This is a genomic window from Fictibacillus sp. NRS-1165, assembly GCF_050468105.1.
Lineage (GTDB): Bacteria > Bacillota > Bacilli > Bacillales > Fictibacillaceae > Fictibacillus_C > Fictibacillus_C terrinigri.
The window spans coordinates 49682-75233 of record NZ_JBDPNU010000046.1 but is presented as its reverse complement, the minus strand read 5'-3'; the positions used below and the strand labels follow the sequence as shown (position 1 = coordinate 75233).

Here is a 25552-nt window from a genome sequence, read left to right as displayed (position 1 = left end):
GGGGTTTGTCGACGTTCTGACACGTTGTTCACACAACGTGTTTTTTTATGCCCAAAATAGAATACAGCTCATCAAGCCTTTGGATTTCATAGGCAGGCTTCGTATCGGTTGAATTCCGATTTTTGTTTGGATTATACCAGCAAGTGTCGAGCCCGGCCATTTGGCCGCCTTTCATGTCCGCGTTCAGTGAATCACCGATGATGAGTCCATGTTCTAAAGAAAAATTCGAGATCCGCGCGAAAACATAATCGAAGTATTCCTTCATTGGTTTTTGATAACCCGTATCCTCGGAAACAAAGATTCCCTTAAACAGGGGGTGCAAGCCAGAACCTCTCAGGCGTTTCTCCTGTGTCCTGGAAACTCCGTTCGTAACGATATACAGATCAAAGTGATCCTGAAGTGAAGCAGCCAGCTCCAAAGCCCCTTCGATCAGCTGGTTTCCCTCACTTAAAAACTCACGATAGATTCCTTCCAGGACAACTCCGTCCGCCTCATGGCCATACTCTTTGAATAACATAGAAAAACGCGTGTTCAGAAGCTCATCACGGTCCAGCTTTCCTTCCTCAAACGCTCTCCATAGGCCCTTGTTGATTTTTTTATAACGTGTTTCAAGCTCAGTCGTAAACGAAATCCTTTGGTTTTCACATAACAAGCGAAGGGCCGCACTTTCAGCAGCGTCAAAATCTAACAGGGTATTATCGACATCAAATAACAAGGTTTTGTATTTTTTCATGAGGCTTTCTCCGATTGCTGTGACTCTTGCTGTCCGCTGAATTTAAATACGAGGATGCCGCCAATGATGATGAGTACACCAAGCAGCTCCTTCAAAGTGAAAGGTACAGGTTTCAAACCCATCGCACCTATAGAGTCTAAAAAAAGGGCAAAACCAAGCTGTGAGGCGAGAACAATCGAAATGGCTATCGTTGGACTGAGCCGTTTCAGCCCCTGTACAACACAGGTAACCACGCCCACACCGATCACCCCGCTGAACCAATACCAGGTTTGCATATGATGCAGACGGAATAATTGCTTCCCTTCAAAAAGAAGGCCAAGTGTAAATGATGCTAAGAACCCGAGCCCCAAAACTAAAACATTGGTCGCCCATGATCCGGCATGTTCATTGACTTTACTGTTGAAGATATTTTGCAGGCCAACGAGTGAGCCTGCAATCAATGCAAAGATGATCCCTAAAAGCATACCCTTCTCTCCCGCTTTCTTTATTCATAAATATTATCATTCGCCAGTCTTCTCAAGCCTTCCCGGTCTTTAACCAAAATCCCTTTACTGTTCCGTTCAACCAGACCTTCATTGCAAAATTGCTGGATCACCCGGTTCATATGCCTGTAGCTCGTTCCGATCAGGTTCGCGGCATCCTTAAGGCTTCCTGCACTGTGCTGTCCAGTTAACAAGGAATTGGATTCATCAAAAGAGACCGACAGCAGGTAGCTGGCCAATCTGACTTCGACAGGATACAGCAGATTAAACCGCAAAGAATTGGACTTCACATAAAATTTATCTGTAATGATCTTCAGCAAAAATTGCAGGAAAGCCGAATCTTCACTTGCATATTTTTTCAGCCAGCGCTGATGAACCCCGATCATCGTGACAGGGGATACCGCCTCGACGGTGTTCACGGTATCCGTTCCCCTTACGTATTCAATATCCCCAATCAGTTCAAGCGGTGTCTTAAACGATAGGATGAGTGTTTTACCCTCTGGAGAGGTCGTAAACACTTTTACTTTTCCTTTTACAAGAACGTAGAGATATTCCGACGGTTCTCCCTGTGAACAAATGTTTTCACCACGGTTGAATTGATAAAGCTTCAAATGCGGCATCAATTGCGGATTAAACAGACAGTCGATCTTATATGCACGCATAAAAGAATTCAGCTGCTCACGATTCTTTATTTCTTTCATCCAACTAACCTCCAGCCGGTAAATATCACATGCTTAATATGAGCACACCTGCTACCATCATACCAATACCGATAAACTGAGGCAGCCTCATTCGCTGTTTCGTGACGCCGAACCAGCCGCAGGTGTCCGTCAGAAACGCTACACTCAGCTGCGCGATCAACAGCGCGGAGATGGTCAGCGTCACGCCGACCTTGTGGATGGCTGTCACATTACTGAAGATAACAACCGCAGCAAAAGTTCCTCCGAACAAATACAGCGGTTTCACACGCTTGAAATTTTGCCATGTCCGGTCACGGAATGAGACCATCAAAACGACCGCCAGGATAAATCCTGTCATCTGGGTGATGGTTGCCGCTTGCCATGTGCCGATATCCTGGCTGATCCGCGAATTGGCCACCCCTTGCAGAGTAATAAAAATACCGCCAAACAATGCAAAAAGTATTCCCTTCATCCTATCTCTCCCCTATCTGATATACAGCTTTATTATCAGGGATATCAATGGAAAAGGGGAAGGACATATGTCCCGGCAATGGTAAAAAACAAAAAAAGAGCTGTTTTCGGTTAACAGCTCCCCACCTGCTATTTTATTTTCATGCTAAGTCCCCGATTAATGAGGTTGGCACTAACCGGCTTTTTCCCTATTTCCCGCGCCCAAACAGACAGCTGCCCGATGTGATGGATTTCATGGGCGATCACGTGACGCATGATTTCTCCATGGGTGAACATGACTTTGGTTCCGTCCGGCCGCGTATCCTGAAGGATTCGGTCTTCCATGCCATCGTTCCAGGCTAGTAGAAAGTTTTCTACTTCAGGCTTAAATTCAGCATCCAGTTTACGCACCTTTTCAAGTGACCGGTAACCATCAAAGCTCTCCTGAAAATCCGGTTTCTCCTGCATCCCCCGAATCCAGCTCCACTCCACATCAATGATATGAAAAAGGGTATGTAAGATCCCTCCCACTCCTCCAATGCGTGCCTTAAGCAGCTCATCCTGTGGAACATCCTCACACCATTTGTACCAATCTTCCCTGACTTGCCAGTTGTAATGAAACAACGTCTTCATGACTCTGCCTCCTTATCCAGACGGAACTCAATGAGCCAGCAATCCCTCTTACCGTCCAGTTTCTGTCGATTACTGTCCACTTTTTGTCGATCACAGTCCACTTTTTACAGTTTACGTGCGGCTTTTCCCAATTTACATGCCAAACACAGCACGTTACATGCACTTAGGAATATACAAGACACTACTCCTTTTTAACTCAACTGCTAGAACATGTCACTTCAAACAAAATGTCGTTCAGTGCATGGAAATAAAAGGTATACCCGCCCCGGATCACTCTTGGATGATTGCCAACAGAAATATCCGCGGCTTTTAGCTGTCCGTAGATTTCATCCACTTTTTCGTTCGTGTCCACATAAAATCCTACATGAAAACCATGTGGATATTTCGGAGGGTCTTCTCCCGTACAGCTAAGTACAAGAATAAATCCCTCCCCGTCATCCAGCACTCTGATTACGTGGCTATTATCCATTGTTGTATGAAAGCCAAAAAATTCTTCAAAAAAATGCTGTGCATCAGCTAAATCATTCACACAAAGATTCAAATGGTTAAGCTTCATGCTCCACCTTCCTCACCCGCATTTTTTGATGGGAACGAACAGATCGACCTTGCATCTCCCTTCCGGATCCTCTGCAGGATTATTCAGGTTAAATTCCAAATTATGACGAGTAAAATCAGGCTCATACATATTGGCTGGCAGCCATTCAGCATATATGAACTGATAAGCAGGATTCAGCTTATCCGCTGTATCATAAAAGGAATACACCTCATACGATCCGCCATCCAATGTCTTAAATGAAACCTCAGGATGCTGTTCCTTTTGAAAATCGACTGGAATGGTCACACAGGCATCGTGACGGCATTCCTGCGCTTCAACGAGCGCGGGATTATCAAAAGAGATTCCGATAAACTGCGGCGTTGGGGGAACCAACTCATTGCCGATCGCCCATTGAAACAATTTCTCCCAATGCTCCGGAAGCTCAAAATATGAGCCGATTCGTCTGAAATACGCAACTTCAACTTCCTGCAATCCTTTTACCGCTACTTTCATCATCCATTCCCCTTAACTGTTATAGTCCTCATTAAATTTTCGCCAGAGCCACCTCAATCCCTTCCTCCCTACTATGAGGCTATGATTTCCCCAACAAAAAAAGACACCAGGATGAGTTCTCCCGATGCCTCATTTTTTTTATTCTATTCCTCGTAATTAAATAACACTTCCCATGTTTCCCGGCCAACGACCCCATCCACTGTAAGGTGATGCTTTTGTTGAAATCCTTTTACTCTCACTTCTGTTTTCGGTCCAAAGATGCCATCAATTTTAATGGAACCCCCCGCATCATTTAAGTGTGCCTGAATCCTCGTTACATCCTGGCCTCGGTCACCCAGCTTAATGACGTGTCCAGGATAAGGCACTGGCGTGTGATATAGAGCATGCCATGTGGAAGGACCTACAAGACCATCCGTCTTTAAGTAGCGATAGTATTGAAACTGCTTCACTTTCTGAAGAGTCACCTTGCCAAAGATTCCATCCACCGTAATCGGTATCCGATTCTTGTTTAGCTGTGTTTGTACTTTTCTAACATCCGATCCACGGTCCCCGTATTTAATGACGTGTCCGGGATAAGGATCTGCCACGCTCATTTTTTCTGATTTCACCTCGGAACTAGCGTTCGCCGCGGCTGGGAGTAAAGCTTGCAGTGCAAGAAATCCTGCTGCTGAAAAACAGATCTACGATTTTTTCATGCTCATACACTTTTGCCTCCTTACAAGGATTTGGAAAAAATACAACAACATCACTTTATACCCGAATTCTTGTACCAAGCAACCGATAAAATAAAAATGCATATAAAGGACTAAAAAACACCAGAAAACCCGACTCCTGGTGTTTTTTAGGTATTTTCCCAACATGAGCCTTACCGTGTTTTAAGCCTTTTCCACACCAGTCCGACGAGAATGCAGGAAATGATGGCTGTAAACAGCTTGCCTTCCCACGTCCAATGAATGACCTGATAAACCGAATATCCTTCAATCAATAGGGCCGGTACTTTACCAATGGAACTGGCAGCCACAAATATAAGAAGAGAGGTCTTTCCAATGGCGGCGATGAACGTGACAAGGCCTGACGGGACAAACGGGAGAATTCTAAGAGCCAGAATCAACAAGAACGATTCTTTTCCTTCAGCTTTCAGTAATTGTTTTACTTTCGGATGAGAAAATCCTTTTCGATCAGCCAATCTTCGGAATCCTTTTCTATACAGGAGGAACGAGATAATGGCTCCGAACGCTTCACCGATAAATGATACAGCCATCCCTTCCCAGAGTCCGAACACGGCAAGGTTAGCAGCTGTTACAAACACACTGGGAACGACACCCAAAACACTGACAAAAATATTAACCGCTATACTTACCATAAATGCAATATGATCGGAGGCGGTAAGCAACTCGATCATGAAATCCTTTAATTGCATATCGATTCGTCCCTATTTTGAGTTTACAAAAAGTATATAAATACCATCTCATCGAGTCAATCAAATCGAATAAAAAACGCCCAGAAGGCTCTGGGCGTTTTTACCATGCTTTTATCTATTTATTAAGACCCATCGCGTCTCTCATCGCCTTAAAGATGTTAGTGTTCTCGTACGTACCTTCCAGTTTTTCTGCCCCAGGCCCTTGAGCGGTCAGCGGTACTGATTGACCGCCATGTTCTTGAGTAGTCCAGTCAAGTGTGAATTTTTGATTAGAGTGAGCAGCCGTATATGGACCGTCCTCCTTGGACGTATGGTCGCCACTTTCATCCTGCGGGTCCACTTCTTCAATGGATAAGCCGCCGCATTCATGGTCAGCCGCAACGAGTACAAGGGTATCAGGATGCTCTTTCGCATACTCTTGTGCGATTTGTACAGATTTGTCCAGTTGCTCGCCAGCTTTCATCATCAGCTTGCCATTGTTTTCATGAGACATTTCATCCGTTCCTTCCTCTTCAACCATAAGGAAGAATCCTTTTTGATTTTGAGAAAGTGTATCGATCGCTTTTTTCGTCATGTCAGGCAACGGTACGACGGGATCGTAGAGGTCGCCTTCACCTTCTGGATTTTGTTCGAACATTTCTTCGTTGGCAAAAAGACCAAGCAATCGATGGCTTTTCGAGCCTTCAAGTTCTTCTTGATTTGTCACATAGTCATAACCAAGTTTTTCTGCCTTTTCAACCAGATTTCCTTGTGTTCCTTGGCTGGCTTCCTCATTGTCTTTTGCCGGGTGATCCTGAAATTCCCCTTCCTCGCCTTTAGGGTACCAGTAATCTTCACCACCGCCAAGAAGGACATCGACCTTGCTGTTTTCCAGGTATTGTTTGGCAATGTCACTTTGCTTTTTACGATCGGCTACATGTGCGCCTAAGGAAGCAGGGGTAGCATCAGTAATTTGACTGGTAGTCACAAGTCCTGTTGACTTCCCAGCCTCACTGGCCAATTCCAGCACAGATTTTACTGGTTTTTTATTTTCATCTACTCCAATTGCTCCGTTAAAAGTTTTGACTCCTGTTGCCATAGCCGTTCCTGCCGCTGCAGAATCAGTGACCACGGATGTTGAATGTGTATGAACATTTCCTGAATACGGCATTTTGCTCATCGCGAGCTCACCATTCATACCTTCAGCAGCTAAACGGATGGCTTCCCTGTGAGAAGCACCCATACCGTCTCCAACAAACATGATGACATTTTTCGCTTTATTCGGGGATGCGCTTCTTTTTTCTTTTGCATCCGCCATGTGATTGATCCCAAAAGATGTAATCAGTGCTAATGAAAGTGTTGCAGCAGCGATTGTCTTCTTTTTCAATACTTCCACTCCCCTTTTCTCTGATGTGCCTCCATTGTAGGACATAGATGTAAAGGGGCAATAAAGGTTATGTAATGATAAAAAGAAGTTTTGTTAACGAATTGTAAAGCCGTGGCCGCTTTCCTGCTCGTTTCTGGCACCCTTCCTTTTTGAAATGCATTACGCACAACCCGAACGTAAAAGGAGCCTTCATGGGTGCGAACGCTTCGGTGGTGGGTATTTTAATCTCGGCTTTTTACCTACCCATTTGGACGGGTTCCATTTTGGCGCCGATCGACTTCGCTTTGGCCGGATTGCTTTTCAGTTTGCGTATGTATTGGAAGCTGCCACCGTGGATGATCGTTGTCTTAGGGATTGTGGGAGGAACCTTACTGTCTTATGCTTCATGAGGATTTAAAGATTCTGATGAAATAATCTTCCTCGGGAAAATCAACATACTCTAAAACCCGAACTCGATAAAAGCCTCTGAGCTTGTCATTTCCAGCCCAGCAGTCCATATACAGCGGTCTATGGCTAAAGAACAGGCAAACCGAGATAAAGGAGCCTATGTTTTGTCCTTGGTATTTGGGCAGGATCGCAGTTTTGGAGACAGGCATAAGTTGGATGACATGTGGAATATCGTTAAGTTCTGCTGTTTGTATCCGCATTTATTTTTTAGCAAACGAGAGTCCTTTTTCAGCGAGGGCTACTCTCAATTGTTCCATCGTTTTCGGACCCATACCATGAAGTTTTGACACTTCAGCTTCAGTAAGATCCGTCAATTGTTCAAGCCCTGTTATACCTGCTCCAGCAAGCGCGCGCTGTGCCGGCTTCGACATTTTAAATGGAAAATGACTTTCAATATTTTGAGCCACTATACTCGCTCCTTTTTAAGAAATCGATCGAGATGATAAAAGGCATGATGTGCTGATTCTTCGTTAAAATTTGGTCCATAACAATCGCTAAATCCATGCTTTCCGTCAAATTTATAGATTTCAGCTTCTTTTTTCTTCAGCACTGTGATCAGCTCGTCCACAGCGAAGGATTTCTCCTCTTCCGGAAAAAATAACAAAACTGGGCACTGTGGAGAGATTTCTGTATAGTTTCGAATACGTGAACCGTAAAAACCAGCAATACCGTCCACTCCCTTTTCTTCACTGCATAACCAGGCGACGGTAGCCCCTACACTAAATCCGATAATAAAGATCTTTCTATAGTGGCGTTTACTTTCCTTAATGAGTTCTTTGATTTCAAAGGAAGCCTTCGCAAAACCGACGTTTTTCATAAAATGCTCATAAGCAAGATTCTCCTCACTATAATGAAAAGGGGTTTCCCGCCCCAATAGATTCGGCGAGATGACATCAAACTCCTGCTGAGAGAAGCATTCACAAACTTCTATCATGTGCTGGTTTAACCCATAAATTTCGTGAACAACGATGATTAATATATCCGTTTGATTCTGTATGATTAGCACATATTCAACCTCCCGAAAAAAACATAAAAAAGAAAGGGTTTACCCTCTCTAGTTAATGTATTATTTTCCGGCAAAGAACGTCCACCGTTTTTTTCTCAAACTCTTTAAGAAAGACAGGATCGAGTAGTTTTCTTCCTGCAAGGCTTTTTCATAATGAGACAAGGTCGGCTTAGGTCCTTGAATCCGTGAGACAAATCGTTTACTTTTCACAAACTCCCTCCAACGCCACGGAATGTTTGCTTTAGTATATGCAGCAAACCTTTCAGCATACAAAAAAAGACAGCGGATAGGCCCGCTGTCTTTGCTATTTTCGTTTAAAAGTGCCCCGTCTGGTTCCCTTTTGGATGATTCGTTCGTTCTCTTCCATGACCTGCATGGTGTGATGGCTGATGCCAACTTTCGGAAACTGAATTCTCGGCTTAAAAGTAATCCCTCTTCGCTCGCTGTTCTTCAGAGATACCGGCTGGCTCCCCATAAGATCGAGTCCGCTTGTCATTCATCATCACTCCTTTCCAGTGCTTGTACAAGAATATCGTAAGTAGCCAAAAGGATTCCGATTAAGGATCCATCGACATCACTTACTTTTGCGGTTGAAGAGATTTTTATCACATAAATCTCATCTTCAATATTAAAAGGATAAAACGCAAAGTTGTCTTCCTGATTATAGTATGCTTCAGCTCTTGATAACGTGGATTGGATCAGGCTCGCATTCGTATAAGCGGCCAGTGCTTCGTTCTTCTCTTGCGGGGTTTCAAAAGGCAATATAGTAAAGCTATGGCCTTCCTTTTCTACATACGACTGAAGAACGAGTTTCAGTCCATATAAATAATTTTCCTTATTTCCATAATACGCAGTGATCCCTTCCGTTTTCAAGATATACAGCGCATTATTTACTTTCGCCCGCAGATCGTCCAACAGCATCTGATTGTTCTCCACTGATCGCGTGATTCGTGCTAGTTCATTATTCCCGATTTTTTTCAGGTACAAACTCAGGAAGATGAAGGCGTCGATCAGGATGAACACCACGAGAACGACTAAATAGTTATCCCAATTTGTAAAAATGCTTTGAGGCTTTCCTGTCCAATAGATCAGGGCACCGAATATGTAGATGACATACCAAAGCTTCCGGATGGCATCCAATTTCTTTTCAGCTTTATCTTCATCATTCCAGTAATAAATAAGATAGGCTCCGATACCAAGGAAAATCAGCCAGACAATTATTCGAAAGAACCAAATCAAAGTCTCTTCCCCTCCAATTCCAAGCTGTCTTACATACCATTCCATTTGGGGTGTGAGAATTCCTTCCTGGTGCCATGGGATTGATCACTGGACCGGAAGAAGAATTGCATCAGATTCGAAATCATTGATTCTAATTCTAAACAATTGAACAAACTCAAGATAATTGAACCTTACTGAGTCGGATAACTCCACACGACCTTAACGTCAAACAGCTACCCCTTCCTTAATGTCCCCTGATGAAAAAACATCTGCCAGGTCCCTTTTGCTTTCCTCCAAGAGAACTTCTTAAACTTTTCAGCCCATTGGTTTCATCATTCAATTCATATTATGCCTGTACCACCTGATCAGAAAGCCTATGAATTTCAAAGTGAGACACATTCATCACCGGCAAACCTAAATATGTTCTTTCAATGCAATCTCCATTGTTTTCCCTCCGAAAAAGCCTTATGGAAAAGAGCTCCAGATGGGCCATCCAGAGCTCCAGTATGGTTCTATTCTATATCTTTAAATGTTCCGGTGGGAACATCAAATGACCATTTTTTTCCGTCTTTTGCCTGAAGTGTTAATATAAATTCTTTGGCATCAATAATTCTGACTTCGCCATGTTTGCTTGGGGTCTTGTATTCTTTTTCTCCCATATACTTGCGTTTGTCACCTTCCGATCTGACGAAGACATAGCCTTGCTCGGGATCATTGATCAATGCGCCGGCTTCGACCGTCACGTTTTTACCTCCCATTTCTCCATTCTTGATCGGGCTGACCCAGCCATTTTTGAATTTAGCTTTATGGTCGTTTACCGGGTCTTCTACATGCGTCAGAATTTGAGCTGTCACCGCACGATCATGCTGAACAACAAGCGGCCCGTTTACTCCATCTTTCTTGGAGACGCTGTCATTGCGTGCTTTATCTTTGTTCTGAGCTTTCCGCTCCATAATCTCTCTTTTTTCTTTTGGAAGACTATCATAAGTGCCAGAAGCAGACACATGGTAAAAAGCAACTCCTGCTCCAAACAAAACAGCTGTCGTTATAAGTAAAATTGCAATTTTTTTCATGTCTTTTCACCCCTCTATTGGAATTAATGCCAACGGATATCGGTTGATAGTATTGGATAATTGGTTGCAGACTTTGTTTTTGAATCACTGTATAGTTCGTTGTAAAGCTGGCTCCAGCCCTGGCTTGGCGTGTTATCGAGCTCCGAATGGCAACCTGTATTCGTACATGCAGCATATTGGGTTAAAGAAGCACTGAATCGCATTGGTTTAGCAGCAGTGACGGCAGAATATTTGGCAATATTCTGCCACTGTTCGGCCATGTCGCCGCTGTTATCATAAACTTCCGGAAGCGGCCATGCAGGGGATGCTCCCCAGGAAATATATTGAATATCTTTGTAGGTCCAGCCGTTATTGCACGAATAATTAATCGTGCCTGAGTTCAAGTTGGTATGATAGCATCCGTCCGCAGAACCATAATTATAGAGTGAATAGCTGTTAACAGAATCATAGCCGTTCACCCACTCAATGGTAGTCGATGCAGGATCGTACCCCGGTTCCATATCGTTGCCGCCATCTACTTCAACCTGATCAGAATAAGAATTCATGTTATTATGGCTGTTAATATCATCGATCATATTGGCAAAGTTCTGGCCTCCTTCATATGTTACGGTATAGGAGTTGTTCGTTCCGACAATGATATGAACCGTGGATAGTGAATCACTCGCTGTGCCTTTCCAATACCCGCGGGAGTATGCTTCAACGGCTGCCGCCACTTGAGTCAATGAAGCATCGGGCATCCCGAAAAGAGATAAACTCGTTGGCGAGGACTGTCCACCGAAATCGAGAATAACCATACTGTTCTGAGTTCCTGCTTTCTTATAATCCGCGAGGCCTTTTTGGTATCCCATATCATAAAGCGTCACGGTATCAACTGTATCCATATAATAGCTTTGCGCTGCCGGCGGCGGTGTGGAAGCGCTTACATTATTGACTGGCAGTATATATCCAAAACCAAGCATCACAACCATTGCTATTAAAACGAATACTTTACCCATGTACTGGCCACGTAACCCCACTTGCTTGTTCATCACAATCCCCTCTTCTTATTTGATTTAAAAGCAGCAAAACGTGCCTGCCCCCCTTTTTAGAAATTTTGTACATAAAAGGAATTCGTTCGAATTATTGTTTTTATTTACTATTTTCTGATAATTTTCTAACAATTATAAAAAAGGAAGCTGACAATTTCTTATCAGCTTCCCTTACATTCTTCTTCCCACTCCAATTCTTCCAAAAATCGATACACGTCTTCATGCAGCCTTTCTTTTTCAGGTCCTCTCGTCACAAGATGCGGAGAGTTTTCATACCAGATGAGCGATTTATGATCAGACGAGATCCTATCATAAAGAAGGTCCGCACTTTCCAGGTTGACGGGATGATCCTTACCCGCTTGCAAGGAGTGCCGGACACGTGATCTCCTGAATGTGGTTCCCTGCTTCCTCAATCACACCTTGTACGGTTCTCACCATTTCTGATGAGCTCGGCTGCAAGCTCAACCACTCTTCTTCAATCTGTTCGGCTGGAGTTCTCAGGATCGTTTTATATCTTCTCGTAAAAAGGCTGACGTGCTTCCTCAAGTCTTCTTCGCTTTTCGGCTTAACTGGCGCACACATGGAAACGAGCCCTTTTACCGGAAAAGTGTACGCCATCTGCAGCGCAAACACGCCGCCAAGGGAGAGGCCGACAACGGCAATCTCTTCATGACCTTGCTTTTGCAGAAAGCGATATCCGTCAACGACATTCTCCCACCACTGGCTGGCCCGAGTCGTGACCAATGTTTCAGGGGTTTCTCCATGGCCTTCATACAACGGGCCATGGCAGCTGTAGCCTTTCTTGTTCAAGAAACGGCCAAGCTCCCTTACATCCACGGTGTTTCCTGTAAATCCATGCAGCAGCAGGACAGCCCGGCTGCCCCCTCGAAAGGTAAACGATTTTGCTGGTACCATTTTCATAACTGTATCCTCCGATTCTTTTCTCTCCTGATTTTACTCTATCACATCACAAACCAGTAGAATAATTCATGAACTGAGCACTTAATTAGTAATTATTTGAAAATTCTCACATAATTTTATAGGAATTCATGAAATTCCATTGACTTTCAAATTAGAAAGAGTAAAATGTTCTTTAAAACTTTAAACTGAGGTGTCACTGTTGAAGTACTCATTTGCCAACCGTATTTATTCATTACAATCCTCTGCCGTGAGAGATATTTTAAAAGTTGTAAACCAGGAAGGCGTCATTTCATTTGCCGGCGGCCTGCCGGATGATCAGCTGTTTCCATTGGAAGGCATTGAAGAAGCCTTTGCCAAAGTGTTTGCATCTGGAAGACACGCACTCCAATATATGGAAACGGAAGGATACCTGCCGCTTCGTGAAGTGATCATTGAGCGAATGGCTCGAAAAGGGATCAAGAACTACACCACCAAGGACGTGATGCTCACGACCGGTTCGCAGCAGGTCATCGACTTGTTTTCCCGTGTCATGCTGAATCCAGGGGACGTCATCCTGACGGAAGACCCTACGTATCTAGCGGCCCTTCAAGTGTTTAAATCCTATGAAGCACGTGTCATTGGTGTCGCTTCGGATGAGGACGGCATGATTCCTGAAGACTTGGCCCATAAAATCAAGGAATACAACCCAAAATGCATATACGTCGTTCCTACCTTCTCCAACCCTGCTGGAAAGGTCTGGTCTCTCGAACGCAGAAAACAGCTGCTTCATGCGGCACATAAGCATAACATCGTTGTCCTGGAAGACGATCCGTACGGCGACCTTCAGTTCAACCGCGAGGAAACATACACTCCGCTTGCTGCATTGGACGATGGAACCTGTGTCCTGTACACGAGCACCTTTTCCAAAACGGCCGTACCCGCGCTTCGTACGGGCTGGGTCGCCGGGCCGTTCCAAATTATCCGCATGATGTCGCAGGCCAAACAGGCAAATGATCTTCATTCCAACTCTCTGTCTCAGCAGGCCCTCTATCATTTCTGTACAGGATTTGATATGGATGGCCATATCAACCGCCTGATCGCCGAATATGAGACACGGATGAACGTCATGTACCGCTGTTTGGAAGAAGCCAACCTTCCAGGATTGAAAATTACGAAACCAAAGGGCGGCATGTTCTTCTGGGTTGAGCTCGACGAACATGTAAATACGACGCTTCTTCTGCCGGAAGCAGTCTCCCGAGGTGTTGCGTATGTACCTGGCGAACCGTTCTTCGCCACCTTGCCAAAAGCGAATACATTGCGACTAAACTTTAGCCATCCGACGATTGAACAGATCGAGAGCGGAATCTCGGTAATGACTGGCCTGTTTAAAGAATCGCTGGAGAAGGATGTTGTTTATTCATAAGATGAAAAGGAACCCGGTGTCTATACCAGGTTCCTTTTGTGTTATTTCACCCGCAGGCTTTGTCCTACATAGATCGTGTAGTCACTGTCCAGGTTGTTCCATTGCTTGATTTTGGTTACTGAGGTGCTATAGGTCTTGCTCAAGGAATAAACAGTATCCCCTTTGATGACGGTATGATATACCGCTGTTGGCTTTTTGGTAAGTCTGAAGCTTTTCACGATCCCATTCACATGAGCACGTGCAATGCTGCTAATAAAAGAACTGGATTTTAATTTTGTGGCATCTGCTGGCGTATCGATAAAGCCATTTTCTGTCAGCACCGCCGGCATGTTCGATTCCCGGAGCACATGAAAATCTGCCGTTTTCTTACCGCGGTCCCTGAAATCCACTAAGTCGATGACGGCATCGTGAATGTTAGTGCGGTAAGTTGTGGTTGGTGCACTTGTGCCGGGATAAATATAACTTTCAAAGCCTGTCCCGCCGCCTGCATTGATATGAATGGCTAGAAAATAATCGGCATCCCAGTTGTTGGCTGCATCGGTTCTTTCATCTAACGAGACGAATTCATCACTCGTTCGGCTCATCTTCACTTCCACATTATTATATTCAACCAACAGAATATTTTTGATCCGTGTAGCAATCTGCAGGGTGAGATTCTTCTCCTGAAGGCCATTGCCGACGGCTCCTGTATCACTGCCGCCATGCCCAGGGTCAATAAAGATTTTAACCATCTACCAAACACTCCCCGCTAGTAACTTGAGAAAAGACTAATCTCATTCTCACTATTATTCTATGTAAAAATCTAGTAAAGGTTTGGGCTGGTACACCCTCTTGATTTACAAAACGGCTCTAAATAAAAGACGCTTCTGGTTCAAAAAATTCAAATAGCTTCAAGTAATCTCTAAAACTTGGACATACTTATAGGATAGTGTAAATTCATTGTCTTATTATTTTTTTATACAAAAAGAACCCTGTTTAAACTTTAAACAGGGTTCTTTTATTTGGAGCTTCCTATCGTTATAACACTTTGCTTAAAAAGGATTTGGTTCTGTCATGCTGAGGGTTTCCAAACAATTCACTTGGCACGTTCTCTTCAACTATATAGCCGCCGTCCATGAATAACACACGGTCGCCCACCTCGCGGGCAAAACCCATTTCGTGTGTCACCACGACCATGGTCATCCCTTCTTGGGCTAATTGTTTCATGACTTCTAATACTTCCCCTACCATTTCGGGATCGAGAGCAGACGTCGGCTCATCAAACAGCATGATTTTTGGGTTCATCGCAAGCGCCCTCGCAATCGCCACACGCTGTTTCTGACCGCCTGACAATTCGCCTGGATAGCTGTTTGCTTTTTCTTTTAGTCCGACCTTTGCCAGCAGCTCCATACCTTTTTCATTCGAAACCGCCTTGGACACCGAACGTACTTTAATAGGTGCAAGTGTTACATTCTCAAGGACCGTCATGTGCGGAAAAAGGTTAAAGCTTTGAAACACCATTCCGATATCCTGTCTTACTTTATTAATATTAATTTTCGGATCCGTAATGTCCTGGCCTCTGATGATGACTTGTCCGTCCGTAATATCCTCCAATTTATTAAGGCAGCGGAGGAACGTACTCTTTCCTGATCCTGAAGGACCAATCACACAAACTACTTCTTTTTCTTGAATTTCTGCATTGATATCTTTTAAAACTTCTAACGTTCCGAAAGATTTCTTTAGATTGCTCACTTGGATGATGCTCATCTTAATTCAAATCTCCTCTCGAGGAAGTTCGCCAGCAGGGAAAGAAGATAGATTAATATAAAGTAGATGACGCCAACAACAAACCAGATTTTAAAAGCCTCAAAGGTAGCCGATGTGGCAACTTCGCCTTGCTGTGTCAGATCGGCAATTCCAATGATCGATAACAGGGAAGTATCCTTTAAGCTAATAATGGCTTGGTTTGTAAAGGTCGGCAGCATTCTTCTGACCGCCTGCGGCAAAACGATGAAACGCATGTTCTGAGATCCCGTTAACCCGAGAGAGCGAGCCGCTTCGGTTTGCCCTTTATCGATGGATTGAATACCGGCCCGGATAATTTCAGCAAAGTACGCGCCAGCATTAAGGCCAACCGTTACAATTCCTGCTGTTGTCTTGTCCATGGAAATCCATTCGAAAGAGTTAAGCCCAAAATAGATAAAAAACAATTGCACCAGAATGGGTGTACCCCGGATGGCATCAATGTAAATTTTAGCGATCCAATTCAATGGTTTAACCGGCGAAAGACGAAGCAGCGCCATGATCAGGCCGATGATCAACCCTAAAATAAGTGATGCGATAAATATATAGACAGTAACTTGAAGCCCTTCCAGCAAATAAGGCATTGCTTTACTAATTGCATCCATAACATTTTCTCCTTTCAAAAATACGGCGCGCTAAAAGCGCGTCGTATTGGACTAACCTACTATTCTTTTAAATATTTTTTGACGATTTCGTCGTATTTGCCGCTTTTCTTTAAATCTTTAAGACCTTTGTTGATCTTTTTCAGCACTTCTTCGTTCTCGCCTTTCAGTACGGCAATACCGTATTGGTCACCATTTAAGCGGTCGCCTACAATCTTTAGGCCAAGATCCTTCTGTGCAATCGCATAGGCTACAACCGGATAATCTTCAATCAGCACATCGGCATTGCCATTGGCAACTTCCTGGAACATGGAAGGGCTGTCATTGAATTGAACAACCTTAGCATTTTTCTTTTTCGCCAGGTCTTCGGCAAACTTGGCACCGGTTGTTCCTTTTTTAACCGCAATGGTTTTTCCTTTCAGATCATCCGGGGTTGTAATGTTATTATTGTTCTTAGCTACGACAAGAGTAAGTCCGGCCTTAAAGTAAGGATCTGAGAAATCCACCACTTTTTTTCTTTCTTCCGTAATGCTCATACCCGCAATCGCAATGTCAAGCTCATTGGCTTGAAGGGCAGGGATAATCCCTTTAAAATCCATCGGCTCCAATTTGATTTTAAAGCCTTCTTTCTTAGCGATCTCAGTGATCAAATCAATATCGATCCCTTTTTGTTTACCGTTTTCTTCAAACTCAAACGGAGGGTAGGTGGTATCAACCCCAACTTTATACACCTTGTTTTTGGCGTCTTCTTTACCTCCGCCACATGCCGCTAACAGCAGTGACAGGATCAAGACCAGACCGACTACACTTAGTTTTTTCATCGTAATCCTCCCCTATTATGTAAAATAAATCCCGACTTTTAGAATACCACAAATATAGAGAAAATAATGATAAATATTTGCAGAAGGAGCTGACCAGATTCTGGTATCAGATCTAGAGACAAAAAAAGGCCGCTGAGCTGACTTTACACATCTTGTCGTGTAAATCAGTCCCAGAGACCGATTTTTAATTAGTGGGAGGGTGCACTTACCTTAACCAGCTGTTTTCCTAAATTTACCTGTTAATAAATTAAAAAACGCTTTCGGCACATTTTCAAAGCCTTACTTCCTTTTGCTAGCCAATCTTCATGACCTCCCTTTATTTAAAGTTACTCCCCAATCTCCCACGCTGGATTCCAGACGACTTCCCACAAGTGGCCATCAGGATCTTGGAAATGCCCTGAGTATCCGCCCCAGAACGCGTCATGCGGCGGGTCGGTAATTACCGCTCCCGCTCTTTCAGCCTCTACCATCACCTTGTCCACTTCTTCCTTGCTGCCCACATTGTGGCCCAGCGTGAATTCTGCTGGGTTTGGCGTACCCTGAACAACTTTCGCTTCATGTGCAAGATCCGCCCGATTCCAAACGGCGAGCTTTACCCCTGAATCCAAGTCAAAGAAAGCCACTGCACCATGCTCAAACTCTTGTCCAATGATCCCTTCCGTATGGAACCCTAAACCGTCCCGGTAGAATTTTACCGACCGTTCCAGATCATCGACACCTAACGTAATAACCGTAATTCGTGGTTTCATCAAAAAACCTCCTATTCCTCTTAATAATAAAGAAATCCTGATTTCTCTTGGCGGGAAAATCAGGGTGGGTTTATACTTCTATACGAATTTAAAAATCTTTTCCTTCTAGTTCTCTTCTCCTTTTATTTTCACTTTTCCTTCTTGCTCTTTCACGGTCTCTCAATCGTTCTTCCCATGTCATTCTAAACGAGGGAAATTTAAATTTGCAGTAAACTAAAAGTTCGAATTCTGCAGCCGCGATTGCTACAGCGTACAGAATAAGAGTTAAAGGGAAATAAAAGAAAATATTTTCCAGTGAATAACCATTTTTAATCAAGAGTGTAAGGATGAGAACGTTTGAATAAACCACAGATATCAAGATTATTATGATCTTTGTTTTATTAAAGAAAATCAATGAAAATGAACCTTGTTTAAACTCTCCTTTTTTTACTTGTATGAAACCATCTATCATTGCCCAAACATGTACAATAATCGCACCTAAAATTAATAATCCTACAAAGATTAATGTTTTGTTATTGATACGATAATCTGTCATTCCAGGAGGAACCAAAAATAAATACCCGATGGTGGAGATTTGGAAGGCGTTGAATAACACCAGTAATGACTGCAACTTCTGAAGCCTAAATGGAACCTTTGGAAACGAAAAAAGAATTAAAAATATTATTTGAAGACTATATAATCCAATTTCAACGCTTACTATTGTTTTATCAAATAAGGTGGGAAAATACTCCAAACGTTCCCCCAATAAAAAAGCCCATCGCACCATCTGGATTCAGTCGATTCTTACATATGTATTTGAATTCCTTTAAATCCAAATAAAATAAGTTCAATACCTAGGAAAGTTTTTTCAAATGGGGAGGAAAAATAACTCCATCCGAACCTTACAAAAGTACCTATCACCATAAACATAATGATTGAACTCCAGATAAATGCCCCAATCATAAACTCAGTGGCTCCATCAGGATCTAAACGATTTCTACTGGTGATTTTAAATTCTGATAATTCATCTTCTTTAATGTTCCACATTCAACTTTTCCACCTTACTAGTTAATGGTTATTAATTACCAAAACACTGATGCAATTTTTGAAGTAAATCCCTTTACTGCTTTTTTTGTTCCACTAACTACACTCTCGCCACCCAAAAATCCAAACTTATGATTCATCACGAAACTTGCACCGATCCCAACTCCGGCACCAACAACTGTTCCTGCAGGTGGGAGAAAAAGAAAGTTTCCCCTCTTTAATTCTGGCCCTGCTGAAGGATATCCCTGTTTTCACTCCCGCAAATAACGTACCGCTCAACCATGCTGTTATTTCATCACTGCTGATCCGCCTCACGAAACTTAGTTTCCGTTTTCTTCACGGCATCCTGTGCGCTATGTAAAAGTGTACCATAATGCTCCATCTGTTGAACCAGGCTGTTATAAAGCGGACTGATCGCTGATAGATTTATCCCTTGGCCAAGGCTCTGCATGGAATCATAATTTAATTGTAATTGAGCTTTGATTTCTTTGCTTTGTTCGACTAGCTTGCCGGCATCGGAAGCGAGTGCTTTGAGTTCAGGTTTCACATTTACACGACTCATTACTATTCTCTCCTGCCTTTCTTCTCTCTTTCTATTGTAAAAAAGAAAGAATGCTGATTATAGTGACTAATTTACTAAAAACTCCCACTTCCTTATTCCCCTTCCTTCAAACCAAAAACCAAATAATACCAATAAAATAAAAAGCAGTGCCATCCCGATGGAATAGCACTGCTCGTACTTAAGACGTGATCTCTTTCATCACTTCACTCTCAATACCTTTGATCATTTCAAACGCACCCCCTGACTGATTACTGCAAACAGAGATGCTGAGTGAGGAATGCGGATGGAAAGCGGCCCGAAAATTCACACCTGGGTCGTAGCCCATCAAAATGAATTTCGTCACTGCATGATTTTCAGTCTTCATCCAGATTCCATATCCATAGGCAGTAGAGTCATCTACCATCGTATGAGGGGTAAGCAGCTGTTGAACGGTCTTTTTATCCAACAACCTCCCTTCTGTTAATGCCTCCCATAACTGAATCATCCCACAGGCCGTTGTATACGCCCCGCCGTCTGGTCCTCCTTTTGCCGGCAACGAGAATATATTCGTCTTCCAGCTTCCATCGCTTTGATCGATATAGCCTAAAGCAGTTTTCGACGGCAGCCTGTCTGTTTCGAAGTAACCGGCATCCAGTCCGACTCTCTGAAATATATTTTTCTCTACATAGTCGGTGAACGCCATTCCGCTAACTTGTTCAATGATCAAGCCAAGCAAGATAAAGCCCGCGTTATTGTAGTGAAACTCGCTTCCAGGAGAGTGCCTCATCCTTTCATTTTGAAAGAACGGTAAAAGGTCTTCCGGACCACGGACATGATACATCGGCTTTTTAATCCATAGTTCCTCGTAATCTTCCATTATTTCTTCATCAAAATAGTCAGGTATACCCGAAGTATGACTAAGTAAGTGATGAACGGTTATTTCCTGAGAAAAGTGAGGGAGCGACAGGTGTAAAACATCTCCCAATAAAGTTTGATAGGACAGTCGCCCCTCTTCAACAAGCTGACAAATCGCAATAGCCGTAAACAGCTTACTGCCCGACGCAATTCCAAACCTTGTATCACTTTCGTTGTTGATCTGCTCAGATCGGTTGGCCAGTCCAAAACTGCTATCTGCCAGGACTTCGTCTCCCTGCTTTACGAATATCGAGCCTGAAAATTGAAATTCAGCCGCCATCGATTTTATGGAATTCATAATAGGATTGTTCATAACTCTTCCTCCACCATCTTTCCGTTAATCAAAACTTAGACATTTCTTTGCCAAATCCTGCTAAGTAAGTTGCTTTTCTAAATTCTTTCCATTTAATAAAATGAATGTATCCCATCTATCGTCTTTCTACTAAACACCTCAACAACTGATCCAATAATCATCGTAACCTCGTACCCCTAATTCTAAAAGGAGGAGGTGCAAAAGTGATGAAGAAGGCAGGTTGGATTCCGGTGTTTTTTATTATTACGATGCTGATTCCGACAACCGCGCATGCGGGCTGGGATTACCAGGGCAGTGATGGCTTTACGAAACAAAGCAAGAATCTCAATGCGGAAGCAGTTTAAATTCTGTCTGGGCAAAAATAGTAAAGAAGGAAGCTACCGACTGATGGAGGAGGATCCTTTTAATCCGGATGATTGGGTCTCTTATGAAGAAGAAGATCCGACACCAAGCTTCCCTAATCACGGATTCGATAGCAAAGGCTGTATCGTATACCACAATATTAATAAATATGTGGACGGAACAGTTGGACAAGCGGAGATGTATATCAAGAAATGGCCGGGAGGGAATTCAAAGGTCTATGCTTATGAATAATTTGAACGACAAAAAGAGCATCGATGCTGATGCTCTTTTATGTGCCTATTCAAGATTCAGCCGCCAGTTGTTGCACTGCATCATGCTGCCGGGAGGGTATTCAAACTGACATTCATTCACGAATGTAAAGCCCAGCTTGCGGCAAATGGCATTTGAAGCTTTGTTGCTGACAGATGGAAAGGCATGAAGAAATCTGTGCTTTTTCTCAGATCTCGCTTCCTCAATGGCCGCAGTAACCGCTTGGCTGGCTATGCCTTTTCCCTGATAGATAGGCAGAACACTCCAGCCGATCTCATAAACAGTTTCATTCTCCCAGACACTTTCCCAGTAACCGACAGACCCTGCTGTTTCACCGTGATCGAGGATGACCGTGTACATACAACCCCTGTCACCGAGTTCCAGATACCGCTTATGGCGGGCAAGGATGAACTCCTCACTCTCCGGTCCGCCAAGATGCTTTGTCATTTCAGGTGTATTCAACTGATACAGGAGCTCCAGATCCCTGTCCGCCTCCGTCCATGGCCGGATTTGAATTGAAATGTTTCCATCCTTCATTCCCTTTCCCTCCCATTGATAGAAGGCTACATAATTTTATTATACCGGGCTCTTAAATCCGTTTCTTGAAACATATAAATATAATCCGTAATCCTGCATGACAGACGGATGCCCTTCCTGTCTTAGCATGGCAGCTGCATTTCCACGGTGATAATTGCCGTGTGTGGAGATATGGAAGATCGTTTCGGTTGGCGTCGTATCGAGCAGGCCAGCGTACGGATTATCAACCGTGAATACTTTTTCCATATCGTTTTGCTGGATAAAGGCTTTGTATTTCTCGGTAAGCTCGTTGTACATCGTTTCCATCTCCTGGAGTGCACAAGAATCTGCCTGCAATCGGATTTGATCATTTTCACCCCATACTTCTTTCATATCTCTCCCGTTCATAACCTCCAGCCACAATAAATCCGTCAGATAAATGTGGATCATCACTGTTTGAAGAGATGGAAAAATGCTTGGCTTTAATTCTTTTTTGTATAAATCCTCTGGAAGTTCTTTTAGGCGTTCAAAAATTTTTGCGTTTGCCCAGGCATGATAGTCATACATTTCCTTTGCTTGGTCCATACCGAAAGCCTCCCTTTTGAAAAAGATTTCAACCCCCTATGTATTCAAGGAGAAACAGCCAATCCCTTCAACTAAGGAAATATTTGGTCATCTCTCCCATTCACCCCCACAAACCATACTTTTCATTATAAATATGTTATAGAGTACATAAAAAGCAACGCTGAAAAAGGACGCATGAAGGAGGCAAGGCCATGGAGCCTTATGTAAAAGAAGCTCTGCTGGAGTGGAAAGAAGAAATGGAGAGCCAGAAGCGAGAAATCGATGAAGAGTACGAAAAAGTAAAGACCGAACTTCAGCTTTATTCCTATAAATTCGGAATCACCAAACAAGTCCTGCAATCCACGATCAACGAAGAAATGATCCGAAACATCAAGTCCACCTACCAGGAACCATTCGAGGAAAAATACAACGAGCTCAAGCAGCAATTAAAGAAGCTTGAGGAGAAGCGGAATGTATTTTTAATGTTTGTGGAGAAGATTGAGGGTGCGGGGGTTAAAGAACAGGATTAATGAAAAAACGCAGCTAAGGGCTGCGTTTTTTCATTAATGTACAAGTAATTTAAGGTTCTCTTCTTTTCTCTCAAAGTGTTCATGCAGCCTATACTCACATATCTGTCTTGTTCACTCAAAAACGATTTCATTATGATTGATTGGAATCTTAATGGAAAAAACACCTTGATTAAACTCGGTTAACCCTTTCGAACTCCCGCTCCATTTAGTCATTGGCATATTGGCAATAAGCTTGCTGACTTTTTGTTCGTCATATTGCCAAAACTGTTTTGATGCTTTATCTGAGAAGTCAATCCGTTTCCGATATTCCTTTTCCGTCATATAACGATGGAAATATGGAGCAACTTCATTTGGTGTAACAGGAACCAGTCAGTTATCCAAGCCTTTGCTGAGCATGAAGTTTAAAACAACCATTTTATAGCTTTTCGCCATACCCGTACTCTAAACTTCAACTAGCCAGGTTTCATTCTCCAAGAAAGCATTTTTTTCTTCTTCTGTTAATTCATCTGCCCAATACAGAAAACCCGGATAAGATTTAAATTCCTGCCTGTATTCCCTGCTGTTTGATCTGCCATGTAAATGAAGCTCCAAATAGGTCGGACGCCTTCCCAGCTCTTTTTTGAGTTCAATGTAATCCCAAAAAAGTTTATCCTTCCTCGGCTGACGTTTACGATTCAGTTCATTGAGCAAATTAACTGCGGCCAATTCAATATTCAATTCACAGCCAGGAGGTACAGCAGGTATTGAGGCTTTCTTACCGTTCTTCTCTTCTCCAGGTTCGGTATTAAAAAGTTGAAGTTTAATGTCCGCATTTCGATAGTTTCCAATCAAATCAATAATGACACAATGATCTTTCCCGGCAAACAGCCTCAATCCCCGTCCAACCTGCTGGGTGACTACAGTAAGTGATTCGGTCGGCCTTACAAAAAGAAGCGTATTAATCGAAGGAATATCAACACCCTCGTTAAATAAATCTACCGTAAAGATCATATCGAGAGCTCCCTCATCCAACCTCTTTATCGCTTCCCCGCGTGTAATGCCCACTGTTTTAGAGTTTAGACTTATTGTTTGATATCCTTGTCGGTTAAAATACTCCGATAGAAAATTCGCCTGCCGGATCGACGAGCAGAAGGCAATAGTTCTTGATTGTTTATAAGATTTCCATGCTTTCAAAACTTTATCTGCCATATCATCACGCAGCTGCACCAAAGCCAACCTAGGGTGACTAAATTGTTGTCTGAACCCAACATCGCAATACTTGTATGGCTTCATATACTTTGTTTCGATCAGTTCGATTCATTGCTCTGTCATTAACTGCTTTGAAAAGCTCTTCTTTATTTTAAAAAAAGTGAAACACATATGTGTTACTCCTACCGCTTTAGCCACCATAGCTGTAGTTGTTTTATAATATCCAAGTTCCGCAAATAGTCCTACTGCTTTATCGATGATTTGTTCTTTGCGATTTTCGCGGTCGGCCAATACTTCCCTCTCCTTTTATTTATTAATAAATAATAATAGTTGATAATGGAAAGTAGTACGAAAACTTCATCTTTACCTGCGATACCTTTATGCTCATAATCTTTTACTTAACTAACTTAGTTTTTATACATTTTGCGGCTTCTTAATTCCTTGTTTGACGATGTGATATTTCCTTGCAGCTGAACAGCTTTTTTCTAGATGCTCTAATGCCCCTGAATGAGGCCGCCGGCTCATATGACAAATTGGTTTAGATTAATTTCTCAGGTTACTGTCGGTTTAACTTGTTTGATATCAAATACTATAAACGTCCCCATGAGACCCACAGGACCTCCAGTTGTCGTAATCGCCGTCCATCGTTTCCACAACGTCTCCAAAAGGCCCGCTGGATCTCCATTCTTTGTCATCGCCATTATCCGCCGTCTCCGGGACGTTTTGTGTCTGATCGTTTGCGGAAGAAAAACAACCTTCTATATCTTGCTCTCTGTATATACCGTATTCATTGTCCCTATCGTCTTCAGGCAGCCAATGAGATTGTTCCATTTCATCCATGATGGGCCATTCATTGAATGGCTGGCCACAGTTACAGATTGGAGTATTACTGAACATTTCATCGTTCATTTCATCCATCATGGGCCATTCATTGAATGGCTGGCCACAGTTACAGATTGGGGTAGGATTGATCGTTTCATCGTTCATTATTCGTCCCCTATCTTCCATTTCAGAGAAAAAACCGGTGCTGCCCATCATTTCCATAATAGAATCAATGTTACCTCTAAAACTACTCGGGCTGCTGCTGGAGCTGCTAGATCTCCTGGAACGCCTTAAGCTGCTGGACCTGCTTCTTGTTGATTCGTTTTTCATGTTATAACTCGAGCTAGGAAGGGTACTGGATTCCGTTGCCATCCAGCTTGATGATTCATACCTCCAGTAATATCTGGGGTTACTTGAACTGCTGGAACTGCTGGACTCAATGGGTTCACTGATATTACTTGGTTCGATTTCAATGCTCGTAATGTTTGAACTGTTGCTTGATGATTCGCTTATATCGTTTCTCCTTTTACGGATGATGCGGACGTTATCCTTTGTCGATCTTACAGGAGTAACCCAAGTGCGACCGATATAACAGCTGTCTAATGACTCTTTTCTTTTTTCAGACATCATATAGCCCCTTTCACGTTACTATATTCAGTACGAATGT

At 43.0% G+C, this 25552-nt stretch carries 35 protein-coding genes and 3 pseudogenes; 5 read left to right on the top strand and 33 right to left on the bottom strand.

The window, feature by feature from the left end; translation table 11 throughout:
• Positions 1 to 28: 28 nt before the first annotated feature.
• The 10 genes from ABHN01_RS19995 to ABHN01_RS19950 form a co-directional block, all read right to left on the bottom strand.
• Entirely contained in the window at positions 29 to 733 is a 705-nt protein-coding gene (locus tag ABHN01_RS19995) for a YjjG family noncanonical pyrimidine nucleotidase (protein WP_429876974.1), read from the bottom strand.
• Entirely contained in the window at positions 730 to 1197 is a 468-nt protein-coding gene (locus tag ABHN01_RS19990; RefSeq protein WP_290400154.1) for a DMT family transporter, read from the bottom strand. Before ABHN01_RS19990 ends, ABHN01_RS19995 begins: the two co-directional genes overlap by 4 nt.
• Before the next feature lie 20 nt (positions 1198 to 1217).
• A complete protein-coding gene (locus ABHN01_RS19985; protein ID WP_429876973.1) occupies positions 1218 to 1916 on the bottom strand; it encodes a Crp/Fnr family transcriptional regulator in 699 nt (232 codons plus the stop codon).
• A gap of 25 nt (positions 1917 to 1941) precedes the next feature.
• Positions 1942 to 2367, bottom strand: coding sequence for a DMT family transporter (locus ABHN01_RS19980; protein WP_429876972.1), 426 nt, complete (start codon positions 2365 to 2367; stop codon positions 1942 to 1944).
• A 128-nt stretch (positions 2368 to 2495) separates the two neighbouring features.
• The gene (locus ABHN01_RS19975) at positions 2496 to 2978 is read right to left on the bottom strand and encodes a DinB family protein (protein ID WP_429876971.1); all 483 of its coding nucleotides are present in this window, start codon (positions 2976 to 2978) and stop codon (positions 2496 to 2498) included.
• 196 nt (positions 2979 to 3174) lie between these two features.
• Positions 3175 to 3534, bottom strand: coding sequence for a VOC family protein (locus ABHN01_RS19970; protein ID WP_429876970.1), 360 nt, complete (start codon positions 3532 to 3534; stop codon positions 3175 to 3177).
• A gap of 12 nt (positions 3535 to 3546) precedes the next feature.
• Positions 3547 to 4026: an AraC family transcriptional regulator gene (locus ABHN01_RS19965; RefSeq protein WP_429876969.1), complete on the bottom strand. Its 480-nt coding sequence runs from the start codon at positions 4024 to 4026 to the stop codon at positions 3547 to 3549.
• Positions 4027 to 4169: 143 nt separating this feature from the next.
• Positions 4170 to 4619 carry a peptidoglycan-binding domain-containing protein gene (locus tag ABHN01_RS19960; RefSeq protein ID WP_429876968.1) on the bottom strand — a complete coding sequence of 150 codons (450 nt, stop codon included), beginning with the start codon at positions 4617 to 4619 and terminating at the stop codon, positions 4170 to 4172.
• Positions 4620 to 4891: 272 nt separating this feature from the next.
• Positions 4892 to 5446 carry a TVP38/TMEM64 family protein gene (locus ABHN01_RS19955; RefSeq protein WP_429876967.1) on the bottom strand — a complete coding sequence of 185 codons (555 nt, stop codon included), beginning with the start codon at positions 5444 to 5446 and terminating at the stop codon, positions 4892 to 4894.
• Positions 5447 to 5561: 115 nt separating this feature from the next.
• A complete protein-coding gene (locus tag ABHN01_RS19950) occupies positions 5562 to 6857 on the bottom strand; it encodes an alkaline phosphatase (protein ID WP_429876966.1) in 1296 nt (431 codons plus the stop codon).
• A 69-nt stretch (positions 6858 to 6926) separates the two neighbouring features.
• Between ABHN01_RS19950 and ABHN01_RS19945 the strand changes: the two are divergent.
• Positions 6927 to 7201: pseudogene (locus ABHN01_RS19945) on the top strand (chromate transporter); the annotation flags it as partial.
• A gap of 258 nt (positions 7202 to 7459) precedes the next feature.
• Here ABHN01_RS19945 and ABHN01_RS19940 read toward each other — a convergent pair.
• From ABHN01_RS19940 to ABHN01_RS19900, 9 genes are all read right to left on the bottom strand, one after another.
• Positions 7460 to 7666 carry a DNA-binding protein gene (locus ABHN01_RS19940; RefSeq protein WP_429876965.1) on the bottom strand — a complete coding sequence of 69 codons (207 nt, stop codon included), beginning with the start codon at positions 7664 to 7666 and terminating at the stop codon, positions 7460 to 7462.
• Positions 7666 to 8265 carry a dienelactone hydrolase family protein gene (locus ABHN01_RS19935; protein ID WP_429876964.1) on the bottom strand — a complete coding sequence of 200 codons (600 nt, stop codon included), beginning with the start codon at positions 8263 to 8265 and terminating at the stop codon, positions 7666 to 7668. Before ABHN01_RS19935 ends, ABHN01_RS19940 begins: the two co-directional genes overlap by 1 nt.
• A gap of 60 nt (positions 8266 to 8325) precedes the next feature.
• Positions 8326 to 8475 carry a hypothetical protein gene (locus ABHN01_RS19930; protein WP_429876963.1) on the bottom strand — a complete coding sequence of 50 codons (150 nt, stop codon included), beginning with the start codon at positions 8473 to 8475 and terminating at the stop codon, positions 8326 to 8328.
• Positions 8476 to 8569: 94 nt separating this feature from the next.
• Positions 8570 to 8761 (bottom strand): hypothetical protein, encoded by a 192-nt coding sequence (locus ABHN01_RS19925; protein WP_290400162.1) that lies wholly within the window; start codon positions 8759 to 8761, stop codon positions 8570 to 8572.
• Positions 8758 to 9504 carry a type II toxin-antitoxin system SpoIISA family toxin gene (locus tag ABHN01_RS19920; RefSeq protein WP_429876962.1) on the bottom strand — a complete coding sequence of 249 codons (747 nt, stop codon included), beginning with the start codon at positions 9502 to 9504 and terminating at the stop codon, positions 8758 to 8760. Before ABHN01_RS19920 ends, ABHN01_RS19925 begins: the two co-directional genes overlap by 4 nt.
• 491 nt (positions 9505 to 9995) lie before the next feature.
• On the bottom strand, positions 9996 to 10556 hold the full coding sequence (locus ABHN01_RS19915) for a hypothetical protein (RefSeq protein ID WP_429876961.1): 561 nt from the start codon (positions 10554 to 10556) through the stop codon (positions 9996 to 9998).
• A gap of 23 nt (positions 10557 to 10579) precedes the next feature.
• On the bottom strand, positions 10580 to 11584 hold the full coding sequence (locus ABHN01_RS19910) for a hypothetical protein (RefSeq protein WP_429876960.1): 1005 nt from the start codon (positions 11582 to 11584) through the stop codon (positions 10580 to 10582).
• Positions 11585 to 11745: 161 nt separating this feature from the next.
• Positions 11746 to 11949, bottom strand: a complete 204-nt coding sequence (locus ABHN01_RS19905) for an alpha/beta hydrolase (protein WP_429876959.1) — start codon at positions 11947 to 11949, stop codon at positions 11746 to 11748.
• Positions 11936 to 12505: an alpha/beta hydrolase gene (locus tag ABHN01_RS19900; protein ID WP_429876958.1), complete on the bottom strand. Its 570-nt coding sequence runs from the start codon at positions 12503 to 12505 to the stop codon at positions 11936 to 11938. The genes ABHN01_RS19905 and ABHN01_RS19900 overlap by 14 nt, the downstream gene beginning before the upstream one ends.
• 199 nt (positions 12506 to 12704) lie before the next feature.
• Here ABHN01_RS19900 and ABHN01_RS19895 point away from each other — a divergent pair, with 199 nt between their 5' ends.
• On the top strand, positions 12705 to 13907 hold the full coding sequence (locus tag ABHN01_RS19895; protein ID WP_429876957.1) for a PLP-dependent aminotransferase family protein: 1203 nt from the start codon (positions 12705 to 12707) through the stop codon (positions 13905 to 13907).
• A gap of 41 nt (positions 13908 to 13948) precedes the next feature.
• Here the strand turns inward: ABHN01_RS19895 and ABHN01_RS19890 are convergent, their stop codons facing one another.
• The 9 genes and pseudogenes from ABHN01_RS19890 to ABHN01_RS19850 all read right to left on the bottom strand — a co-directional run bounded on the left by ABHN01_RS19890 (position 13949) and on the right by ABHN01_RS19850 (position 20653).
• Complete coding sequence (locus ABHN01_RS19890; RefSeq protein WP_429876956.1) at positions 13949 to 14638, bottom strand: N-acetylmuramoyl-L-alanine amidase; 690 nt, start codon at positions 14636 to 14638, stop codon at positions 13949 to 13951.
• Positions 14639 to 14924: 286 nt separating this feature from the next.
• Complete coding sequence (locus ABHN01_RS19885) at positions 14925 to 15653, bottom strand: amino acid ABC transporter ATP-binding protein (RefSeq protein WP_290400169.1); 729 nt, start codon at positions 15651 to 15653, stop codon at positions 14925 to 14927.
• A complete protein-coding gene (locus ABHN01_RS19880; RefSeq protein ID WP_290400170.1) occupies positions 15650 to 16294 on the bottom strand; it encodes an amino acid ABC transporter permease in 645 nt (214 codons plus the stop codon). Before ABHN01_RS19880 ends, ABHN01_RS19885 begins: the two co-directional genes overlap by 4 nt.
• Before the next feature lie 59 nt (positions 16295 to 16353).
• On the bottom strand, positions 16354 to 17112 hold the full coding sequence (locus ABHN01_RS19875) for a transporter substrate-binding domain-containing protein (RefSeq protein ID WP_429876955.1): 759 nt from the start codon (positions 17110 to 17112) through the stop codon (positions 16354 to 16356).
• A gap of 326 nt (positions 17113 to 17438) precedes the next feature.
• Positions 17439 to 17861 carry a VOC family protein gene (locus tag ABHN01_RS19870; RefSeq protein WP_429876954.1) on the bottom strand — a complete coding sequence of 141 codons (423 nt, stop codon included), beginning with the start codon at positions 17859 to 17861 and terminating at the stop codon, positions 17439 to 17441.
• An 88-nt stretch (positions 17862 to 17949) separates the two neighbouring features.
• Positions 17950 to 18691, bottom strand: a pseudogene (locus ABHN01_RS19865) (hypothetical protein).
• Positions 18645 to 18887 carry a hypothetical protein gene (locus ABHN01_RS19860; protein ID WP_429876953.1) on the bottom strand — a complete coding sequence of 81 codons (243 nt, stop codon included), beginning with the start codon at positions 18885 to 18887 and terminating at the stop codon, positions 18645 to 18647. The pseudogene ABHN01_RS19865 and the gene ABHN01_RS19860 overlap by 47 nt, the downstream one beginning before the upstream one ends.
• A 292-nt stretch (positions 18888 to 19179) precedes the next feature.
• Entirely contained in the window at positions 19180 to 19446 is a 267-nt protein-coding gene (locus tag ABHN01_RS19855; protein ID WP_429876952.1) for a hypothetical protein, read from the bottom strand.
• Positions 19447 to 19624: 178 nt separating this feature from the next.
• Entirely contained in the window at positions 19625 to 20653 is a 1029-nt protein-coding gene (locus ABHN01_RS19850; RefSeq protein ID WP_429876951.1) for a serine hydrolase domain-containing protein, read from the bottom strand.
• Positions 20654 to 20856: 203 nt separating this feature from the next.
• Between ABHN01_RS19850 and ABHN01_RS19845 the strand changes: the two genes are divergently transcribed.
• Both ABHN01_RS19845 and ABHN01_RS19840 read left to right on the top strand, forming a co-directional pair.
• Positions 20857 to 20997 (top strand): hypothetical protein, encoded by a 141-nt coding sequence (locus ABHN01_RS19845; RefSeq protein WP_290400178.1) that lies wholly within the window; start codon positions 20857 to 20859, stop codon positions 20995 to 20997.
• The gene (locus tag ABHN01_RS19840) at positions 20981 to 21247 is read left to right on the top strand and encodes a hypothetical protein (protein ID WP_429876950.1); all 267 of its coding nucleotides are present in this window, start codon (positions 20981 to 20983) and stop codon (positions 21245 to 21247) included. Before ABHN01_RS19845 ends, ABHN01_RS19840 begins: the two co-directional genes overlap by 17 nt.
• Positions 21248 to 21292: 45 nt before the next feature.
• Here ABHN01_RS19840 and ABHN01_RS19835 read toward each other — a convergent pair whose 3' ends face one another.
• Positions 21293 to 21802 (bottom strand): GNAT family N-acetyltransferase, encoded by a 510-nt coding sequence (locus ABHN01_RS19835; RefSeq protein ID WP_429876949.1) that lies wholly within the window; start codon positions 21800 to 21802, stop codon positions 21293 to 21295.
• Positions 21803 to 21841: 39 nt separating this feature from the next.
• Positions 21842 to 22366, bottom strand: a complete 525-nt coding sequence (locus ABHN01_RS19830; protein WP_429876948.1) for a DinB family protein — start codon at positions 22364 to 22366, stop codon at positions 21842 to 21844.
• Between the two features lie 191 nt (positions 22367 to 22557).
• Between ABHN01_RS19830 and ABHN01_RS19825 the strand changes: the two genes are divergently transcribed.
• Positions 22558 to 22875, top strand: a complete 318-nt coding sequence (locus ABHN01_RS19825) for a hypothetical protein (RefSeq protein ID WP_429876947.1) — start codon at positions 22558 to 22560, stop codon at positions 22873 to 22875.
• A gap of 111 nt (positions 22876 to 22986) precedes the next feature.
• On the opposite strand, the pseudogene ABHN01_RS19820 reads toward ABHN01_RS19825, so the two are convergent.
• The 3 genes and pseudogenes from ABHN01_RS19820 to ABHN01_RS19810 form a co-directional block, all read right to left on the bottom strand.
• A pseudogene (locus ABHN01_RS19820) lies at positions 22987 to 24171 on the bottom strand (helicase-related protein); the annotation flags it as partial.
• Positions 24172 to 24354: a TetR/AcrR family transcriptional regulator gene (locus ABHN01_RS19815; RefSeq protein WP_429876946.1), complete on the bottom strand. Its 183-nt coding sequence runs from the start codon at positions 24352 to 24354 to the stop codon at positions 24172 to 24174.
• A 291-nt stretch (positions 24355 to 24645) separates the two neighbouring features.
• Positions 24646 to 25512: a hypothetical protein gene (locus tag ABHN01_RS19810; RefSeq protein ID WP_429876945.1), complete on the bottom strand. Its 867-nt coding sequence runs from the start codon at positions 25510 to 25512 to the stop codon at positions 24646 to 24648.
• Between the last annotated feature and the right edge of the window lie 40 nt (positions 25513 to 25552).

Excerpts from the sequence above, each read along its gene's own strand:
- ABHN01_RS19995 (WP_429876974.1), bottom strand. The coding sequence starts at position 733 with ATGAAAAAATACAAAACCTTGTTATTTGATGTCGATAATACCCTGTTA.
- ABHN01_RS19990 (WP_290400154.1), bottom strand. The coding sequence starts at position 1,197 with ATGCTTTTAGGGATCATCTTTGCATTGATTGCAGGCTCACTCGTTGGC.
- ABHN01_RS19985 (WP_429876973.1), bottom strand. The coding sequence starts at position 1,916 with ATGAAAGAAATAAAGAATCGTGAGCAGCTGAATTCTTTTATGCGTGCA.
- ABHN01_RS19980 (WP_429876972.1), bottom strand. The coding sequence starts at position 2,367 with ATGAAGGGAATACTTTTTGCATTGTTTGGCGGTATTTTTATTACTCTG.
- ABHN01_RS19975 (WP_429876971.1), bottom strand. The coding sequence starts at position 2,978 with ATGAAGACGTTGTTTCATTACAACTGGCAAGTCAGGGAAGATTGGTAC.
- ABHN01_RS19970 (WP_429876970.1), bottom strand. The coding sequence starts at position 3,534 with ATGAAGCTTAACCATTTGAATCTTTGTGTGAATGATTTAGCTGATGCA.
- ABHN01_RS19965 (WP_429876969.1), bottom strand. The coding sequence starts at position 4,026 with ATGAAAGTAGCGGTAAAAGGATTGCAGGAAGTTGAAGTTGCGTATTTC.
- ABHN01_RS19960 (WP_429876968.1), bottom strand. The coding sequence starts at position 4,619 with ATGAGCGTGGCAGATCCTTATCCCGGACACGTCATTAAATACGGGGAC.
- ABHN01_RS19955 (WP_429876967.1), bottom strand. The coding sequence starts at position 5,446 with ATGCAATTAAAGGATTTCATGATCGAGTTGCTTACCGCCTCCGATCAT.
- ABHN01_RS19950 (WP_429876966.1), bottom strand. The coding sequence starts at position 6,857 with ATGTCCTACAATGGAGGCACATCAGAGAAAAGGGGAGTGGAAGTATTG.
- ABHN01_RS19925 (WP_290400162.1), bottom strand. The coding sequence starts at position 8,761 with ATGACAAGCGGACTCGATCTTATGGGGAGCCAGCCGGTATCTCTGAAG.
- ABHN01_RS19915 (WP_429876961.1), bottom strand. The coding sequence starts at position 10,556 with ATGAAAAAAATTGCAATTTTACTTATAACGACAGCTGTTTTGTTTGGA.
- ABHN01_RS19910 (WP_429876960.1), bottom strand. The coding sequence starts at position 11,584 with ATGAACAAGCAAGTGGGGTTACGTGGCCAGTACATGGGTAAAGTATTC.
- ABHN01_RS19900 (WP_429876958.1), bottom strand. The coding sequence starts at position 12,505 with ATGAAAATGGTACCAGCAAAATCGTTTACCTTTCGAGGGGGCAGCCGG.
- ABHN01_RS19890 (WP_429876956.1), bottom strand. The coding sequence starts at position 14,638 with ATGGTTAAAATCTTTATTGACCCTGGGCATGGCGGCAGTGATACAGGA.
- ABHN01_RS19885 (WP_290400169.1), bottom strand. The coding sequence starts at position 15,653 with ATGAGCATCATCCAAGTGAGCAATCTAAAGAAATCTTTCGGAACGTTA.
- ABHN01_RS19880 (WP_290400170.1), bottom strand. The coding sequence starts at position 16,294 with ATGGATGCAATTAGTAAAGCAATGCCTTATTTGCTGGAAGGGCTTCAA.
- ABHN01_RS19875 (WP_429876955.1), bottom strand. The coding sequence starts at position 17,112 with ATGAAAAAACTAAGTGTAGTCGGTCTGGTCTTGATCCTGTCACTGCTG.
- ABHN01_RS19870 (WP_429876954.1), bottom strand. The coding sequence starts at position 17,861 with ATGAAACCACGAATTACGGTTATTACGTTAGGTGTCGATGATCTGGAA.
- ABHN01_RS19860 (WP_429876953.1), bottom strand. The coding sequence starts at position 18,887 with ATGTGGAACATTAAAGAAGATGAATTATCAGAATTTAAAATCACCAGT.
- ABHN01_RS19855 (WP_429876952.1), bottom strand. The coding sequence starts at position 19,446 with ATGAGTCGTGTAAATGTGAAACCTGAACTCAAAGCACTCGCTTCCGAT.
- ABHN01_RS19850 (WP_429876951.1), bottom strand. The coding sequence starts at position 20,653 with ATGAACAATCCTATTATGAATTCCATAAAATCGATGGCGGCTGAATTT.
- ABHN01_RS19840 (WP_429876950.1), top strand. The coding sequence starts at position 20,981 with ATGCGGAAGCAGTTTAAATTCTGTCTGGGCAAAAATAGTAAAGAAGGA.
- ABHN01_RS19835 (WP_429876949.1), bottom strand. The coding sequence starts at position 21,802 with ATGAAGGATGGAAACATTTCAATTCAAATCCGGCCATGGACGGAGGCG.
- ABHN01_RS19830 (WP_429876948.1), bottom strand. The coding sequence starts at position 22,366 with ATGGACCAAGCAAAGGAAATGTATGACTATCATGCCTGGGCAAACGCA.
- ABHN01_RS19825 (WP_429876947.1), top strand. The coding sequence starts at position 22,558 with ATGGAGCCTTATGTAAAAGAAGCTCTGCTGGAGTGGAAAGAAGAAATG.
- ABHN01_RS19810 (WP_429876945.1), bottom strand. The coding sequence starts at position 25,512 with ATGTCTGAAAAAAGAAAAGAGTCATTAGACAGCTGTTATATCGGTCGC.